Genomic DNA, 18,406 nt, shown 5'->3' with positions numbered 1-18,406 from the left:
AACTTTGTATAGATACACAAAACAGAACAAGCTCAATGTGTGGCGATTTATTTATTTCTACAATATTTTTGCTAGTGACCAGAAAAAAAACTTCTCCCATTTCATTCCTTATGAAGGGGGAGAAGTTTCGGCTGCATACGCAGCGTATGTAATAATTTTAGGGGTGGCAGCCTATGCAGGCTGGAATATTGAACGTTATTTTTTATACCCTATTTTTGGCACCTCCTGAAGCAAGTATAGAAGATGCCGTATACCGAGGTCACGGCACTTTCCCAAATCGCAGTATCCTTGCGATTTGGGTGTTAAGGGAACCCGGAGCCCTTAACACCCTCCCTCTGCTGAGGGAGTACATAATAACAGCTATGAAAATGAAGCGAGCGATTCTATGACAAGAAAAAACTGTAAAATATCGTGCGAGGGGTAGCAATTCACAGCTGTTCGTGGTATAATGATATTAGATAAGGAGACAGATATGAGAGATACGATTTACAGATACAACACTCCGCTGCGGATAGCTTTGCTTGCCGATCTTCATGACCGAGAGTTCGGTTGGATAACCGATTCGCTGAAAGCACACAAACCTGATATAATCTGTATCGCAGGCGATGTCGTTCATAGAGTCGATACGAATACGGACGGACTTGCGATAGGTCAAACGCAGTATGTCCTGCCATTTCTGAAAGCCTGTGCTGAAATCGCACCAACATTTATGTCGCTCGGGAATCACGAATGGACGCTTTGCGTTGAAGATATTGAAGTCATGGCAGAAACAGGTGTGACCGTTCTTGATAACAGCTTTGTGCAGTATAAAGATGTGGTCATAGGCGGACTGAGTTCTGCAGGTGTTACGGCATACTGGGAGTACCGCAAGGATAAGCCCGAACGTTATCCTGAATGGGATTATGGGGACAGACCAGATGTGACCGAGCCAGATGTTTCGTGGCTTGATGACTTCTGTAAACAGGACGGCTACAAGATACTGCTGTGTCATCACCCCGAGTACAGAGATAGGTATCTGAAAAATATGCCGATAGATTTGGTTCTGTCAGGTCACGCGCATGGCGGACAGATACGGCTTTTCGGCAGAGGTCTGTTTGCACCTGGGCAAGGTATTCTCCCGAAGTATACAAGTGGTGTTCATGGGAATATGATAATCTCGAAGGGGCTTGCAAATACTGCCGGAACTATCCCACGATTGTTTAATCCGAGAGAGGTCGTGTATATTGAGCCAATGTGAAGAATCCTGATATCACTAATCTATTTGTATTTCCACAAACCTTTGAATCATCGTCTTTTTGTGAAATAATAAATAAGGATGAGCAAAATTATTTGTAAGTATTTGGTTGTTGAACAACTGCTGGTTTTGTTTTACGATAAGGAATTATATTTATGAAACGAAATATTAAAAGTGACACATTCAAAAAATTTATCTCATTTGCCTTCTACCCTAAGATAACAATTATAGTATGTCTTATCATAACGGCATTATCTAATCTTGTTTTAGGTTTGATCATGCATACTATTAAAGAGCATTCTACAGTATATAACATTCTATATGCTATTCTAACGGGAACAACTGCTTCATTTATTGTAGCTATATTTGTTGAGCTGACAAATAATTATCGTCACAATAAACTTGCTTGGCAGGAATTACAGGCTTATTATTCTGTTGTAACAGATTATGAACTTCACAAGCAAGTGGCAATGGGGAATACTCCGGCTCAACGAGCTACGCTTTTAGCAGAGATTGGAGCAGGGCTTCTTAATAAGGACGAAACTAAAGATTATATCGAAGCTACTTGGGAACAGCTCCCGACAATTATCCCAGTATTAAAAGATACACTTAATAATAAAAAACCATACTTAACAGACAAAGAGATTGTTGAGCTAAACAATATTGTAAATCTCTGTTACAAACAAATATGGGATAGAGTATATTCGCTCCTGATTATGTCCCCAATCAATCATAATGTTATGAATCACCCTGATGAAGATATACTAAATTATCCGAAAAACATTCTGGACGATATGCCCGATTGGCTCAGAAAGCAACTTGCAGGAAATGCAAATCAGCAAGCAATGAATAAACTTGTCGATGAGATATTGTCAGATTCTTTCTTGATGTCACAGTTTATGGTAGGATATGATATTTCAAAAAAAGGCATTTCTAATTATACAGAGTCCGATACATTTGATAGTGACTCAATAACTGACATGGATAATGATTATGAACATCAAGAATTTGAAACCGAAGAACAATTTAAGAAGGTTAACGAAAGACTGTATCAAAGGATAATAGAATCGGAAAGACCTTTTGTTTCGTATCATCTTAGCAATATGTGCAAAGATATTTCTGATAGTATTGATGTTTTAGAAAATGAAGTATTAAAAAAACCATACTACGGATTTATGCTCAAAGATTTCAAGGAAGCAAAAGAACAAATTTTATACTCTCCGATGAATAGAATGATTTACAGATCGGAGTTAAAAAGGGCAAAAGAAGCAGTTAAACTCAAAAAAGAAAAATGATGATTATTGAACCTGTAGCGAGAAAAAACACATCATGACTCGTTATTTATATTATATGAAATCAGGGCGGCTCCGTTTTTGCGGAACCGCCCCTTGTTATGATCACGTAATCTTATTACTCTTTACTACCATACACCTGCCACATTGTATGCTCTAATTCCTCGCTGCACAGCCCCGCACTTTTCAGAAGCCTGACCAAAACCATAAACGCAGCCTTCTTTTTGGCTTTTGTCTTGTTAGCAGCCCTGCCGCAGCCGAACACACCACCACAAGTGCAATCACATTCCCAACCTTCACTTGATTCTTCAAATGTGTATTTCGGCTCATCAACATATTTTTTCTGCTTCAGCTCTTGCAGCTGATTTATAGCGTCCTCTAATTTCGGTTCCAGGTTCGCATTTTTCAGATCGACCCACAGACCATTTTGCTGAATGAAACCAACAGCCATCATAGCCGCACGTTCTCTTGCGGCAGTGCGGTTTGGAAAGTCGAGAGCCTCTATCCGCTGATCGGTGTAAATATCTTTGTCGTTTTCGGGAACAAAGTAACGAACGGAGCAGCTGAAACTTTCTTCACCGTTCTGCAGTCTGCGTCTGAATATCTCATACTCGGGCATCTTATGGAAATGCCGCTGATGCCATGAATTGAACTGCTCATAGTAAGAGGTTTTCAGCAGACTATCGGGACTGTTCAGCTGGATATTCACAAGCCTGTCCACCACATCTTCAAGCACCCGCCAGTTCCAGTTTGAATCTACCGCCACAGCACCGATGAGTGCTTCCATCATGTCTTCACGGCTGCTGTCGGTTGCATTTTCGTCAGAGCCGTAAAGGATAAAGCGGTCAAGTTCAAGTTCCTTTGCACGCTCGGAAAGATATTCCTTGCTGACAAAGTGAGTGCGCATTTTCGACAGGTCGCCCTCACTGTACTTTGATTCAAACGGCGCATCGACCGTGCTTGTGGAGATCTCGGTGAAACGCTTGTAAATCTCCCTCGTCACCACCGTATTCAGCACGGTATCCCCAAAGAATTCAAGCTGCTCGCTGCATCCGTCCAGACCATATTCTATCTGAAATGCGCGGCGGGTGAACGCCTGACGGAGAATGTTCTCGTTGATGAAATCGTAGTTGATGATCTTTCTGATAAAGCTGACGGGACTATCCGTGTCATACGACGGTATCTTCAGAAGATTGATGCAGGTCGACATATCTTCTTCCCATATTTCAAGCAAGAATTCATCGTCCCAGTAGTCAGCACCATTTTCGGGCTGCCACGATTCATCGTAATCTTCATAATCTTCATTCAGCGTGTAATCGGGATTCAATCTGCCAAGTTCCACCTGCTCGTCAAAATACGCTCTGATGTCGAACAGTTCCTTGCCGTCGTCATCAAGCTCATCATAATTGAGCAACTCCGGATCGGTATTGGCGTACACACCCTCGCCGTTCCAGACAGGCTCGGGCCATACACATTTTTCGGGCCAGCATTTGTTTTCGGACATAAAAATACCTCCATAATTTTGGCTTGCTGCCATAGATTCACGGAGGACATATATCAGTATTTATAAGCATATAACGATAACACACAATATGGCGATCGGATATGATCCCCCTATTGCAGTCATCAGCTTCATTGATCCCATTCAAACATTTTTCCGAATGCCATCTCTCTGCCCGCGAGCCCTTTCAAGCGCACGACCAGGATAATGAACACACAGCCAAATGCCCTATGCCATCCATGTATGTTCATTATATCACATTTCGTTCGGAAAATCAAGAGGGTTCGGAAAAATATTCCTGTTCAAGTTCTTCTATAACGTTATACGGGAACATCTCTCCGTCACCCTCGTCAATATCTTTCAGTTCTGCGACAAATGCTTTTACAATCTCTATTGCCTTATCACAGTGCTTCCCGTCAGTGGGCGCACCATGTGACAGCCAATATTGATCATATATCTCGATCTGCGACACGAGATTATCAACATCACAGGAAAAATCAGACTCGTTCTTCCAAAAGCTGACCGCACCATATTTTTAAATTATCCAATCCAGCCTGCGCAGGATAGCTTCTTTGTTGATATCCATCGGGATATACACTCGGATATTATCATCATCCGGCAGTGGCTCGGCAAAGACGCCGGTTTCCATTATCCATTCCAGAGAACGGTCGATGAGCCAGGGTTCGTTAATGAAGATCGGCTGTTCTTCTTTTGGTATCGGGAATTCGTCGAGAGTGTGGTGCTCCATGTGGATTGTGACCTCCGTCAGTCAGTACAGTACATGTAGTATAGTAGCTCAGTTTATTCTCTCATTTAAAAAGTGGCAACATCATATTATTTTACACCAGTACACATTATCTCTTGATGTGTTATTTCAGAAGCTAATTCATCAAGGAATTGATCAAGTGCTAACGTGATAAATTCATGTAGCAACCAGTTCTCCTTAGATTGTAATAACCGTCTTAATTGTTCTGGTTTGTACCTAGCTATTTCACTTATCCGATGCATTGCTGCCATTATTAATGTCATATTTGAAAGATTGACTACGTCATCATTTTGAATCTGAGTCCTTTTTAAATACCACATACGATTATTGCCTTTGATATATGTGTAATTCTTTCTATACTGAGCATTCAATTCTTTTATTTCTGAAGAAACGCTACCAGAGTTGTACTTAGCATTGTTACTACTAATCAACCAAAATTGGTTATTTGAATAAACATTGTAATTAGTCTCTCCAAATGACCTTATATAATCCGAAGGTATTTTAGTAGCAGAAGGTGAAAAATACCGTTTATCTATTTTGGATACTAGATATGCTTTTCCATCATTAGCTTTGTAAAAGGTAGGCGTTGTTCCTCTTTCTAAAGGAATAAATAATTCATCAATTGTTCGACTTTTTTCTGCATATGTCATCATATAGGCTCTATGAATAAATGCCATATTATATAGTAATGTTTTTAAACTATATGATATGTTACGGTTCGGCCAAACATTATAGAAATCTTCATCTAGTTTACTCGCAAACAAAGGGAATACGCCCCAATCCTTATGCTTTATACTTATTGTTGACAAATCATTTCCTGCATCATCTTTATCTTCTAAAATGCCATGCCCACCAAAATCCTTAACAAAATCATCGGCTGACTCAGATGTATATGATATATATGCTTTTGCTGCATTTAACATACAATAATATGCTGCTACAGGAGAGGCTTCAACATCTATCGCTTTTGCAGATTTATAAAAAATCTCAGATTGTTTCCAATAAAAATTATATTTATATTGATTTGGATCACCATATTTTTCCTTGTTCTGTTGATCATTGAACTTCATTGCTTTTTTATGTACATCAAAGAAGAACGAAACATAGGTGTAAACATCGTCAGTAAGAACAGTATGTTTAGTAAAATCCTGTGTCGTGTAAGGTTTTTTCATTCTTAAAGACTGGTTTTTATGTTGGATTGGTATGTTTTGTAAAACAAATTTTGTATGTCGTGCCATGTTATCATAACCTCTCTCTTATTTCAACCTAAACTCTTCTAGCTTGTTATCACCTTATTGTCAGTCAATGTAATCTTAAACAGTCCCATATTCATTCTCTCCTTCACTTATTTCAACAAGCCCAAGGTCAAGCAGCGAAATAGTTAAAAGACTCAATGCTTTATATACATCATTCTGACTTTTGTAGGCTTCTTCGTAGTCAAAAACCTCATTATTGCACTCGGAAAGATCATCAAGATCATACTTGCAGCCATTGATTTGCTTCAGGGCAGACATCAGCTCTTTCACTGCCAGCTCCAGAGTATCATCGTCTATCTTACGATGATTAATCTTATTATCGTTCAGATATTGCTTTAAGTGTTTTCCGGTATCAAACACATTATTGAATGAATCATGAGTGAAATTTGATAATGTAAAGCTTTCAATAGCCGGATAACTGAGCAGAAGCATTCCTTGCCTGTCAAATCCCGGATTATTGCGGGAGTTTTTCAGCTTTGAAAGCAGTTGTTTTATTAACACAGGATCGGTATTTGAGTGATCGTCCCTGTCAAAAAGATAATAGATCGCTGCGTTGTCAACATCAAAGCTGTATTTCGTTATCAGTTCTGTAAAAAGTTTGTCAAGGTAATCATTGGGTTCATTGATGTACTTGATGTTGCTCTGCTCGGTATTTATAACAAACACTCTTGACAACGGATTGTCCTTTGATCTGTATTTGCGGTAGTCTTTCCCTCTTAGTGACATTTCAATCTGATAATCAAAGAGTTTACCGAAAATGTGATCAAGCAAAAACGGTTCGGTCTTGACTCCCTCTACAATATACAAAACCTTACCAATAGACTTGTTCTTATTGATACTAATCTTCATCATAGACCGGCACCCCTTTGAACACGCCGCTCAGATACATTTTTTCAAGATTCTGCGCCTCTCTCGGCTGCTCATTTGAAAAGCGGTTTATATGGCTTCCGTTATTGTCAAAATCTACCGAATACAGCTGATCAGGTCGCAGTATTCTGTTTGAAAGAAGATTTGTAGAGTGAGATACAAATAAAAGCTGTGATCTGTCGGAATTCTTTATAAAGTATTTTACAAGAAGTTCCTCAAGCTCATTATGGAAACCGCTGGAGAACTCATCAAGTATAAGCATTCCGCTATTCTTAATACAATTGAAGAAAACAGGAAGAAGCAATAACAGATTACGATTGCCCAAGGATTCAAGATCAAACGGGATAGGCTCATCAATATTTTTACGTTTAAAGAATACAGCCTTTTTCTCCTTGTTGTCGGTCTGTATCTGTAATAGTTTCCCATGCGCTTCACTATCGTACTCTATCTGCTGATCAAAGCTATACATTCTGAAGAATTCATTTATCTCATCAGTTCCATGCTTTTCTAAATACGACAGCAGACTAAGATCCTGATCCTTATACAGAAAGCCCTTCTTTTCATAAAGGTCAAAATATACAGAATTAGAAAGAAATACAAACCACTTCTGCAAAACAGGCATTCCTCTGAATTTGGTATTGAAATACAATTCCCGCAGGAAAAAGGCATTATCGGGAATATCCGAGTATTCCTTCTTTTCAGTAAACGTAACTTTTGCGTAGTTGCTGTTTCTGTCCAGAATAAGTTCACTATCAAGATACAGCCTTTCAACAATAGTTTTCTGATTGCTCTGTATCTCTATCTCATATCTGATCTCGGAATCATCTATTTCAAAACAGTAATTCAGCGATACTTTGGGATTGGCAGAAAAAAGGCACTTAAACTCACCAATTGAAATATAGTTATCCTTAAACAAAATGTCAAGCAGCAGCTTAACAGGCAATACGGAATTGGATTTTCCGGAGGCATTTGCTCCTACAAAAAGTACACCTTTTAGTATCGAGCCTCTGATATTAGTTTCCGATAACACTTTATAATTAGTCTTTTCCAAGGAAATCCTTGTTCGTTCTTTAAAAGACTTGAAATTCTCAACCTCATAGTATTTCAGCATGGTATCAGCTCCTCTCTACATATAGTATACCACAAAGCGGAATAAAATGCAATAACTTTACGCGAATTATTTTCAAAACCGTAAGAAAATTACGCTAGATAACAAAATATCCGCAAAGAACCATACGCTCTGCGGGTATTTGATATTATTGTTTATGTATAGTTCAAGTATTCTAAGCTATCTCCCAAAGCTCCAGTTCCTCGCTACAACGTTTGAGTTGTGCTCGATCCGAAAATCTGGGTAGGTGATATGTTTTCGCAAAATATTCTCATTAGAGAAAATGTTTTCGATAGTTTTATATGAAAACTATTTTTTGACGTTCGATTCTATACCTAGCTTTTCAAATAAAATGTATTTTTCCTTACTTGCATCAATCTGTTTCTTAACACTACCATGTTTTATCATTGCAGGAATCCCTCTAATAAGTGCGCTACCAATACCATAGATCCAAGCAAAAGGTCTAAAGATTTTATATCTCTGACATAGATGCCACTTTCTTAGTCCTATATCTTGGAAATATGGAAAGAAGCCATTTCTCTTTATATTATATAAACCATATGAAACAAGACTATCGATTTCATTTTGATGTGATTTTTTCTTCTTGTTCCCAAAATTACCGTTATCAAATACCATTTCCAACAGCATTGCCGGAACATCTTCATCAAGATCAGTATCAAGATCAAGAGAACATTTCAATCCCAAATATTTTATACACATTACTGTTGTATTTATGGATAGTCTTTTCAGTCCGATACTATTCAACAGAGGAAGAAACTTTTTATTCCACATTGTATCATCCAAAGCATTATGAACGTACATTTCCCAATCAAGGATCTGTCGTAGTCCCAGATTATGAGTAATCAGATGATGATTCATATGTCCTAAAAGAACCAGTCCATTCTCAAAGTCCGGAAGCATTGGTATCTTGTAGCCGTCTATTTCACGATATTCCCTATTCATTATTGCCTGATCAAGAATATCATCTATATCAAAACCGAATGATCCAAAATGATGGTGCAACTCAAACTCTATACCATTTTTCTTGTAAGCTATATCTCTTGATAGATCGATGCTTTTTTTGTTCTTCCCATGCTTATAAACGTAACCATTATTCTCTAGAACATTAATTGCTTCCTCAAATACGCTGTGTTGTACAAGGAAATCCACATCACCCATAGCTCGCAAATGTGGCTTAGGGTAATACTGTGCAGCAGCACAGCCTTTGAGTATAACACAAGGAATATCGTTTGCATCGAGCAACTTTATAAGTTTATCCTGCTCAAACAACAGCCTCATGTACGTCGCCTTACCTATTTCGACACTTTCATCTTTTATGGGAATAACAGGACTGATTATCCCTAAAACAGTTTGCGCTTTCGCTTCTTTTACGACCTCAGTCCAATCGGTATCTTTCGGGTAGTTAGGCTCAGTGCCAAACAGCGACGCTTTGATTGCCTCTAATAGTGCGATTTGAGTTGTGTTAAGCATCATTTACCTGCCTGTTCTATATGTTTCAATTTTTGGAAAAAGCACCCCGAAAGGTGCTTTTTCATTGTTAGTCAGTCTCTGTCCTCTTTATGAATGATCTCCCCGTTATCCTTCCAGATCGAATCAGCAGGCACGACTCCCCTAACGCACGAAGTCGGATAAACGTTGCTGTTCCTGCCAATGACGGTTCCGGGATTGCAGACCGCATTACAGCCGACCTCAACGTAATCGCCCAGCATAGCACCAAACTTCTTGATGCTGGTCTCGACCTTCTCGCTGCCGTCACGAACGATAACATTTTTCTTGTCAGACTTCACATTCGATGTGATAGAGCCAGCACCCATATGGCTGAAATAGCCGAGAATGCTGTCGCCAACATAATTGTAGTGTGGAGTCTGAACATGGTCGAACAGGATAACGTTCTTCAGCTCAACGCTATTGCCCACAACACAGTCAGCACCGACAAGTGCAGAACCACGAATAAATGCACAATGACGAACCTCTGTATTCGGTCCGATAATGCAAGGCGCACCGAGATAAGCGGTCGGAAAAACCTTAGCTGTCTTATGAACCCATACGTTTTCTTCACGCTGCTCGTACTCGTTCGGGTCGAGGGTCTTGCCGAGTTCAAGGATAAAATCCTTTATTCCACTGAGTGCTTCCCAGGGATATGTGAATTTGCTCAGATAGTCTTTTGCAAGTGTATGATCGAGGTCGTAAAGGTCAGAAATTGTGTACATGGCTCTCTCCTTATTCAACTGTAACGCTCTTGGCGAGATTTCTCGGCTTGTCCACATCAAAGCCCTTGCCGACGGAAACGTAGTAACCCATCAGCTGCAACGGGATAACTGACAGACTTCCTGCAAACAGCGGATCCATCTTCGGGATATACACCGTGAAATCGGCGGTGTCCTCCATAGCATAATTTCCATAGGTCGTCAGCCCCATAACATGAGCACCACGGCTCTTGACCTCGACCATATTGCTGACGGTCTTTTCATACAGCTCGGGCTGGGTCACAACGCTGATGACAACAGTGCCGTCCTCGATAAGACTGATAGGGCCATGTTTCAGCTCACCCGCAGCGTATGCCTCGGAGTGGATATAGCTGATCTCCTTCATTTTCAGGCTGCCCTCAAGGCTGATAGCGTAGTCGATACCCCTGCCGATGAAGAAAGCATCCTTGATGCCGACCAGCTTGGTCGAAAACCACTGAATGCGTTCCTTGTCTTCAAGGATTTTGCTGATCTTATCGGGGATTGTGTTTATTTCATTGATAAGTTCGGAATATTTCTCGTCGGAGATCTCTTCTCTCGCCTTAGCGAACTGGAGAGCAAGTAGATAACCCGCGATAAGCTGAGTGCTGTAAGCCTTAGTGGTCGCAACCGAAATCTCGGGACCCGCAAGAGTGTAGAACACGTTGTCAGCCTCACGCGCGATAGACGAACCAACCACGTTCACGATACCCAGCGTCTTGATGCCCTGATCCTTAGCAGAGCGCAGAGCCGCAAGGCTGTCGGCAGTCTCACCCGACTGGCTGATGATAATAACAAGGCTGTTCTGTTTCAGCTTCATCTTCCTGTATCTGAACTCACTTGCAAGCTCGACACGAACAGAAAGGCTTGTCAGCTCCTCAATAACATACTGCGCCGCCATGCCGACATGATACGCCGAACCACAGGCAACAATGTAGATCTGCTCGATGCTGCGCATTTCCTCGTTGGTCAGACCAACGCTCTCAAAACTGATAACGCCGTCCTTTACAACGGAATTGATGGTGTCACGAATTACCTTCGGCTGCTCGTGGATCTCTTTCAGCATAAAATGCTCGTAGCCTCCCTTTTCAGCAGACTCGGCATCCCACTTGATCTCAGTCAGCGGCTTGGTGATCTCTTCCTGGTCGATATTGTAGAAAGTCGCTTTGCCTTTTTCGAGTTTTGCAATCTCGTTATTTCCAATATAGTAAACATTACGAGTGTATTTGAGGATAGCAGGAACGTCAGACGCAACATAGGTCTCACCGTCAGCAACACCGATTATCATCGGGCTGTCCTTACGAGCGGTGTATATCTCGTCGGGATATTCCTTGAACATCACGCACAGTGCATAGGAACCGCGGATACGCAGCATAGCACGAACGATAGAATCCACAGGACCCTCGTCGTACTTCTTGTAATAGTAGTCGATGAGCTTGACCGCGACCTCAGTATCGGTCTGCGAATTAAAAGTATAACCCTTTTTCGAGAGCTTTTCACGCAGCTCCTGATAGTTCTCGATGATACCGTTATGCACGGCGATGACATTCTCATCATCGGAAGCATGAGGGTGAGCATTCAGCGCAGACGGCTCGCCATGAGTCGCCCAGCGAGTATGCCCGATGCCACAGCAACCTTTAACAGCGTGACCGTTGTCGGTCATTTCCGCAAGCACACGCAGCTTGCCCTTTTCCTTTATGATCTCAGTTTCATTAGCACCGTCACGAACAGCGATACCCGCCGAGTCGTAGCCTCTGTATTCGAGCTTTGCAAGCCCGGCAAGAAGTATGGGCGCTGCTTGCTTATTTCCGGTGAAGCCTACTATGCCGCACATATTTTGTCCTCCAAACTATCGTTTTTCAAAACCATATTCATCATTTAGGGTTTACTGTTTACCTTCCACCAGAGCATATTTTTGAAAAGAATTGTGACCATATTTTTGTTATAACAAAAATCAATAATAATGTTATAGTAGGAGCCAAACAATGATCAATTACTGGTCCTATTGTCGATTTAGGAAAAACTTTATATATTATCTTCTCAATACATTCTAAAACTAAAGGATGTATTGCGTAAATAAGAAATGTGATTTTTGTAATCCAGCCACTAAAGGTAATCTGAAATGTATTAACAAGTTCCCACAGCAAATACAATAATGAGAAATTTCTAAAAATATCAAGATTACTCAGGTATTGTATTTTCATAACATCTATAGTGATAAATGATGCTAATACAATAAAAATACTAATCAGAACCAAGATTGTTCTTCTTTTTTGAATATATTTTCCGCAAATTTCTGTTATATACGATTGATTATTTCCAATTATTGCTCCTAGATAATAATATATCAATGCCGCGAAACAAATCAAATAAGGTCCATTGTATGGTATAAAATCTCCGAAAACCAAATAAATCAAAATCAAGGTTAATTGTTAACTTCCAGAAATATTCTCACTCAAACCACTTATTCATCCTCACCCGAGGTCAAAAACATCATGATTTCCTCATAGCTCCGCTTGCTCTTTCCGACTGCGTCAAGCAGTGCTTTCTTCTTTTCTTCATCTCTCTTGGCGTACAGATCTTTTAGCTTCCGGACATTTACATCATACTTTTCCCGTAGCTTCGCAACCGTTTCTTCCTGCTTTGCGATCTCATCCTCTATCGAAACAGGCTTTTTGGGTCTTGCCATTTTACTGCTCCTCCCCTTTTGCAGATGCGCTTTTGTATAGCATTTCGGACAGCTCATTTGCATATTTTCTGATGTAATTTGAATCCATTTTGAATGCTGAAAGTATCATATTCTGATTCTTGGTGACTGCGTGATCAAGGCGGTATTTCCCGTCGAGACCTTTTATCATCTCGATCTTTTCCAGCTCCTTTATGGCTGCCGGCACCGTCATAAAATTCGGTGTTTTATCGATTCTTTCCTTCTCTTTTTGCAGCAGTGTGTATATCCTGCACCGGATTATCAAAGCGATAAACTCGACAAATATCTTCGACGACACCGACTCATTTCCGTGGTTTCGCAGGCTTTTGTTTCCGAGATAGCTCTTATCACCGCGGAACAATTTCTCCGATGTATCCCGGCTCTTGTACAGATCAATCGCTTCTTTGGCAGTCATATTTCTTGATGACACTATCACGAAATATCCGCTCATTTCAAGCTCTTTTTCTATTGCTTCCTTGTTCTCGCGGTATCCAAGAAATGTTCCGTCTTTATCGTATATTTCGAGGTTGAAATAGTGCGTATATTCACGGCTGAACTGCACCTGTTTTCCCTTCATGCTGTCGAGAGCGTGTTTCATTTTTTCGATTCTTTCTTCAAGATTTTCACGCTCTGCCGACGCTTTCATATCCGAATAATACACATGAAAATATCGTTCCTGTTTATCCGAGCTGTAAAGCATTTTCCTGACAGTTGTACCGTAAAGCTTATGTTTCCGAATACTGTGATCACGTTTATTCTCGAATGAGCCGTGGACTTCCTCGACAAGGCTCCTGACAAATTTCGCCATGCCCTTTACCATAATGACAAAATCATAGCCGTTTTCGTCCATATATTCGATATTACCTTTGCTGAAATATCCTCTGTCAAGAATAAATCCGATATGTCGGTAGCCGTACCCCTTTACCTTCTCCAGCATGATCTGAAGCTGTGAAACGTCATTGATACTGCCCGGATATTTCTCATAAAACAGCGGAACTTCGTTGCTCACATCATATCCGACCGCATAATTGAACACCGGAAGACCCTTTTCATCTTTCGCATGACCGTATTCCACCATCTCAATATCGCCTGCCTGACAATTTTTGTTGGTGGAATCATATGAAATATATATTCTCTCCCTGTGATCTCTGGAGGCATTCCAATCGTTCAGAAAGCCTATCCTCCGGTCATCGGTCATATCCGACAGAAAGTTAGAAACGCTGCTGTCGCTGTACTGACGCATATCAACGGTAAAGGACGGGTGATTGTAGGTATAGTCGGGATAATACTGACCGGCATTGTTTTCACTAACGATAGAATACGCCGCAAGGTCGAGGATCAATCCACACTCCTTCGGGTCAAAATTATTCAGCAACAATTTCAGCAGATCGTATTCCTCTGCGATCTTGCGAATGATCGCAAATGCGCCGACCTTGACGCAGCTGCTCCTTGAACTGTCCTCTGTAATTTCCGGAATTTCGTCATCACCGAAATACTTCAGATAGTTCTCGTTGGGGATCATGAGCGACGAATCGGGGCTTACGAGCTTGCCAATGGTTTTATGATCGGGCACGTTATACTGCTTTTCGGGATTGTATTTTCTGCCGACAGTATACCTGACATAGATGACATTTCCCTTCTTAAAACGGCTGATCTTACCCGGCTCGGGCGGGATCTTTACGGTACAATCCAGATACATAAGCGGCTCCTTTCAGCATCTGTTATTGAGTGATACTTCTTACTCAATATTATACCATATTTCAGTCCGTTTGTCAAATTTTTTTCAATAAAATCACAGTTTTTCGGGCTTTTTTCAGGATCTCGCTCAGTCTGCCATCGGTTGAGTGTGAGGTTGGTTTGGTAGTTCACATAATAAATAAGCTAATAGTATACTATCCATATTATTTCAATAGAAAGAAATAGTAATCACGTTTTCCTAAGATTTTTCATATTTGACTCTTTTAAACCAATATAACGCATAAAAACTTTTCCATAAGGAATACGACCTGCCAAAAAATATGCAATATACAAAATAGCAATCATTATTATCAAACCCAAAATTGGATTAAACAATTTAAAAAGACAATTCTTACGCAGTCTAATCAACAAGAATTGCACTATTTGTATATGATAAAAATATATAATTAATGTATTTGAACTTACAAAGATTAACAACTTGTTCATTTTCTTATTTTCTGAAGAATGCTGAGTAAGTACTCTAAATAAAATAACTAATAGCGCAGTTTGAGTTATAGGATTTAGAATATTAAAGTAAGAGAGCTGATTAAAAAAGCTCTGTATGCAAAAAGAAACTACAAATACACAAGTTGAAATTATAAAGATCCTATTTGTCACTTTTTGTTCAAGATTAAAGTTTCGTACTATTATTCCAAATGAAAAATAACCTACCCAATTTAAAGGATTAAGATAACACGTCAATATTAAATCGCCATAATCTTCCTTGAAAAAAAACTGCTCAAACATCAAGGAGATTATTGAAACAAGAATGCATACTATAAGAATCAATGTATTATTATTAATTATTTTAAACAGCAATAGCATAAATATATATATTGTCATATAATAAAAAAAAGTTTTTGAACCAATAAACCATAAAAAATAATCAAAAAGTGAACCATCATGCTCTCCGAGAAATATATGTATGAAATATGTTATTATTGAAGCTATTATCCATGGAATTATGAAGCCAAATACTTTTTTCTTCCAGAAGATTTTACTATCATTTTTTTTTCTATGATAATAATACCCCCCTGTAATCAAAAAAGCTGGAACACCAAAGCATGATAATATTGCCCAGATATGAGTAATAATGCTTGAAATAATGTTGCTATTGTCAACAACATTAACATGAGCAGCAATAACCGAAAGAATCGCAAATACACGAATTATGTAAACAGTACAACTTATTTTTTCATCAGAAATCAATTTATTATACTGATTTAGAGTAGTATTATTCATAATCAAACCTTTCTACAATAGTGATAGGATGATTCAAACCTAAATAAGATACTAATTGTCATCTAATAACATATCCAATCAATAGTCACTAACCTTTTCAGCAAATGTGTCGGGATGCTTCGGATCAAACTGCTCATTTGCCCACATCACGGTCACAAGGTTCTCGGTCTCACTGAGATTTATGATGTTGTGAGTGTAACCCGGCAGCATATGAATCGCCTGGATCTTGTCGCCGGAAACCTCAAACTCAATGACCTCGTCAGTGCCGATCTTGCGTTCCTGAATTAGTCCGTGACCGGCAACAACAATGAAAAACTCCCACTTGGTATTGTGCCAATGCTGTCCCTTAGTGATACCGGGCTTTGAGATATTCACGCTGAACTGACCGCAGTTGACGGTCTTCATCAGCTCGGTAAAGCTACCCCTATCATCACAGTTCATCTTCAAATCAAAGATAGTCTTTTCCTTCGGCAGGTAGCTGAGATAGGTCGAATACAGTTTCTTCGCAAAGCTATTGTTCGGAATCTCCGGCATTACAAGTGTCTCGGGCTGAGCCTTGAAAGACTCCAGCAGATCAACTATCTCACCGAGAGTAACCTTATGAGTAGTCGGCACATAGCAGAACTTGCCCTGCTCCCCTGCTAAGGGAGTAAGTCCTTCATAGTCGCAGCGGTGAGCCTTACCCTCGATTGCATCGAGCATTTCCTCGATCAGATCATCAATGTACAATAGCTCAAGCTGAGTGCTTCTGTCATTGACCTGAATCGGTAGGTCGTTTGCAATGTTATTGCAGAAGGTCGCGACAGCACTGTTGTAGTTCGGTCTGCACCACTTGCCGAAGAGATTTGGAAAACGGTAAACAAACACCTTTGCACCAGTCTCTTTCGCGTAATCAAAGAACAAATTCTCGCCTGCCAACTTGCTGCGTCCATACTCGCCATCATAGCGTCCAATCAGTGTAGCCTGCAAAGACGATGAGATCATCACAGGACACTTGTTGCCATGCTTTTTAAGCGTGTCGAGCAACTCACTCGCAAATCCAAAATTGCCCGCCATAAACTCGCTGTTATCCTTGGGACGATTCACACCCGCGAGGTTAAAAACATAATCAGCCTTTGCGCAATATTCGTCAAGTAGAGACTTGTCCGTGTCAATGTCAAACTCGAATATCTCGTCAATCTGAATGTTGGGGCGAGTACGGTTCTTGCCGTCACGAATGTTTTTCAGATTCTCGACAAGATTCTTTCCTGTGAAGCCCTTTGCACCGGTTATAAGTATATTCATACGTCTTTTCTCCAAACCATCTTGTTTACAACGCCCACATAAGACTGAATGATCTTTACAACCTTATCGGAAACGTTGATGTCAGTATAATCGGGAACAGGGATCGCTCCGCCGTTCTTTTCCTCCTTGACCATCTCAACGGCAGTATCAACAGCCTGAAGCAGACCCTTTGTGTCGATTCCCGAAAGAATGAAACAAGCCTTGTCCAGTGCTTCGGGGCGCTCGGTGGAAGTCCTTATGCACACCGCAGGGATAGGCTGACCGATGCTTGTGAAGAAGCTACTCTCCTCAGGAAGAGTACCCGAATCGGAAACAACGCAGAACGCATTCATCTGCAAGCAGTTATAGTCATGGAAACCAAGCGGTTCGTGCTGGATAACACGGCTGTCAAGCTTGAATCCGCTCGCTTCAAGACGCTTCTTAGAACGAGGATGACAGCTGTAAAGAATCGGCATATCATACTTTTCAGCCATCTGATTAATAGCTGTGAAAAGGGAAGTGAAGTTTTTCTCGGTGTCGATATTTTCCTCACGGTGAGCCGAAAGCAGGATGTACTTGCCCTTTTCAAGACCCAGACGTGCATGAACATCGGAAGCCTTTATCGAGTCAAGGTTATTCGTCAGCACTTCAGCCATAGGCGAACCTGTCACATAGGTACGCTCCTTCGGCAGACCGCAGTCAGCAAGATAACGACGAGCGTGCTCGGAATAAGCAAGGTTCACATCGCTGATAATGTCAACAATACGGCGGTTTGTTTCCTCGGGCAGACATTCGTCCTTACATCTGTTACCGGCTTCCATGTGGAAGATCGGGATATGCAGACGTTTTGCACCGATAACTGAAAGACACGAGTTTGTATCACCGAGAACAAGCACTGCATCAGGCTTCAGTTCAACCATAGCCTTGTAGCTTGCAGAGATGATATTGCCCATAGTCTCTCCGAGATCAGCGCCAACCGCATCAAGGTACAGCTCGGGATCATCAAGCCCCAGATCCTTGAAGAACACCCCATTAAGATTGTAGTCGTAGTTCTGTCCGGTGTGAACAAGGATAGTATCGAAATACTTACGGCACTTTTTGATGACCGCAGCTAGACGAATTATCTCAGGGCGGGTGCCTACAATTATTAATAGTTTAATTTTGCCATTTTTTTTGAAAGAAACCAT

Annotated in this window: 16 protein-coding genes; 2 read left to right on the top strand and 14 right to left on the bottom strand. The window is 40.6% G+C overall.

Annotated features, from left to right (window positions below; all coding sequences use genetic code 11):
* Positions 1-472 precede the first annotated feature (472 nt).
* Together BM265_RS00275 and BM265_RS00270 are read left to right on the top strand one after the other, a co-directional pair.
* Entirely contained in the window at positions 473-1,237 is a 765-nt protein-coding gene (locus BM265_RS00275; RefSeq protein ID WP_074959492.1) for a metallophosphoesterase, read from the top strand.
* A 152-nt stretch (positions 1,238-1,389) separates the two neighbouring features.
* Entirely contained in the window at positions 1,390-2,529 is a 1,140-nt protein-coding gene (locus BM265_RS00270) for a hypothetical protein (protein WP_074959491.1), read from the top strand.
* Between the two features lie 115 nt (positions 2,530-2,644).
* On the opposite strand, the gene BM265_RS00265 is transcribed toward BM265_RS00270, so the two are convergent.
* The 14 genes from BM265_RS00265 to wecB form a co-directional block, all read right to left on the bottom strand.
* On the bottom strand, positions 2,645-4,030 hold the full coding sequence (locus BM265_RS00265; protein WP_074959490.1) for a ribonuclease III domain-containing protein: 1,386 nt from the start codon (positions 4,028-4,030) through the stop codon (positions 2,645-2,647).
* A 271-nt stretch (positions 4,031-4,301) separates the two neighbouring features.
* The gene (locus tag BM265_RS19905; RefSeq protein WP_074959489.1) at positions 4,302-4,499 is read right to left on the bottom strand and encodes a hypothetical protein; all 198 of its coding nucleotides are present in this window, start codon (positions 4,497-4,499) and stop codon (positions 4,302-4,304) included.
* Between the two features lie 63 nt (positions 4,500-4,562).
* Entirely contained in the window at positions 4,563-4,775 is a 213-nt protein-coding gene (locus tag BM265_RS00255) for a hypothetical protein (protein WP_074959488.1), read from the bottom strand.
* Between the two features lie 86 nt (positions 4,776-4,861).
* On the bottom strand, positions 4,862-6,031 hold the full coding sequence (locus BM265_RS00250) for a YaaC family protein (protein ID WP_074959487.1): 1,170 nt from the start codon (positions 6,029-6,031) through the stop codon (positions 4,862-4,864).
* Positions 6,032-6,106: 75 nt separating this feature from the next.
* Complete coding sequence (locus BM265_RS00245; protein WP_074959486.1) at positions 6,107-6,901, bottom strand: hypothetical protein; 795 nt, start codon at positions 6,899-6,901, stop codon at positions 6,107-6,109.
* Positions 6,888-8,027, bottom strand: a complete 1,140-nt coding sequence (locus BM265_RS00240; RefSeq protein ID WP_074959485.1) for an AAA family ATPase — start codon at positions 8,025-8,027, stop codon at positions 6,888-6,890. Before BM265_RS00240 ends, BM265_RS00245 begins: the two co-directional genes overlap by 14 nt.
* Positions 8,028-8,333: 306 nt before the next feature.
* Positions 8,334-9,518 carry a nucleotidyltransferase domain-containing protein gene (locus BM265_RS00235; protein ID WP_081358315.1) on the bottom strand — a complete coding sequence of 395 codons (1,185 nt, stop codon included), beginning with the start codon at positions 9,516-9,518 and terminating at the stop codon, positions 8,334-8,336.
* Between the two features lie 68 nt (positions 9,519-9,586).
* Positions 9,587-10,255 (bottom strand): acyltransferase, encoded by a 669-nt coding sequence (locus tag BM265_RS00230; RefSeq protein WP_074959483.1) that lies wholly within the window; start codon positions 10,253-10,255, stop codon positions 9,587-9,589.
* Positions 10,256-10,265: 10 nt separating this feature from the next.
* Positions 10,266-12,104, bottom strand: a complete 1,839-nt coding sequence (glmS, locus tag BM265_RS00225; RefSeq protein WP_074959482.1) for a glutamine--fructose-6-phosphate transaminase (isomerizing) — start codon at positions 12,102-12,104, stop codon at positions 10,266-10,268.
* Positions 12,105-12,734: 630 nt separating this feature from the next.
* Positions 12,735-12,959, bottom strand: coding sequence for an ErpK protein (locus BM265_RS00215; protein WP_074959480.1), 225 nt, complete (start codon positions 12,957-12,959; stop codon positions 12,735-12,737).
* A 1-nt stretch (position 12,960) separates the two neighbouring features.
* A complete protein-coding gene (locus BM265_RS00210; protein ID WP_074959479.1) occupies positions 12,961-14,676 on the bottom strand; it encodes an IS1634 family transposase in 1,716 nt (571 codons plus the stop codon).
* Between the two features lie 227 nt (positions 14,677-14,903).
* Positions 14,904-15,956 (bottom strand): acyltransferase family protein, encoded by a 1,053-nt coding sequence (locus tag BM265_RS00205; RefSeq protein ID WP_074959478.1) that lies wholly within the window; start codon positions 15,954-15,956, stop codon positions 14,904-14,906.
* A gap of 78 nt (positions 15,957-16,034) precedes the next feature.
* Positions 16,035-17,240: a capsular polysaccharide biosynthesis protein CapF gene (locus BM265_RS00200; protein ID WP_074959477.1), complete on the bottom strand. Its 1,206-nt coding sequence runs from the start codon at positions 17,238-17,240 to the stop codon at positions 16,035-16,037.
* A complete protein-coding gene (gene wecB / locus BM265_RS00195) occupies positions 17,237-18,406 on the bottom strand; it encodes a non-hydrolyzing UDP-N-acetylglucosamine 2-epimerase (RefSeq protein ID WP_074959476.1) in 1,170 nt (389 codons plus the stop codon). Before wecB ends, BM265_RS00200 begins: the two co-directional genes overlap by 4 nt.

Origin of the sequence: Hominimerdicola alba, from assembly GCF_900112155.1 — a bacterium.
Classification (GTDB): domain Bacteria; phylum Bacillota; class Clostridia; order Oscillospirales; family Ruminococcaceae; genus Hominimerdicola; species Hominimerdicola alba_D.
This window is presented reverse-complemented; position numbering and strand designations above follow the sequence as displayed.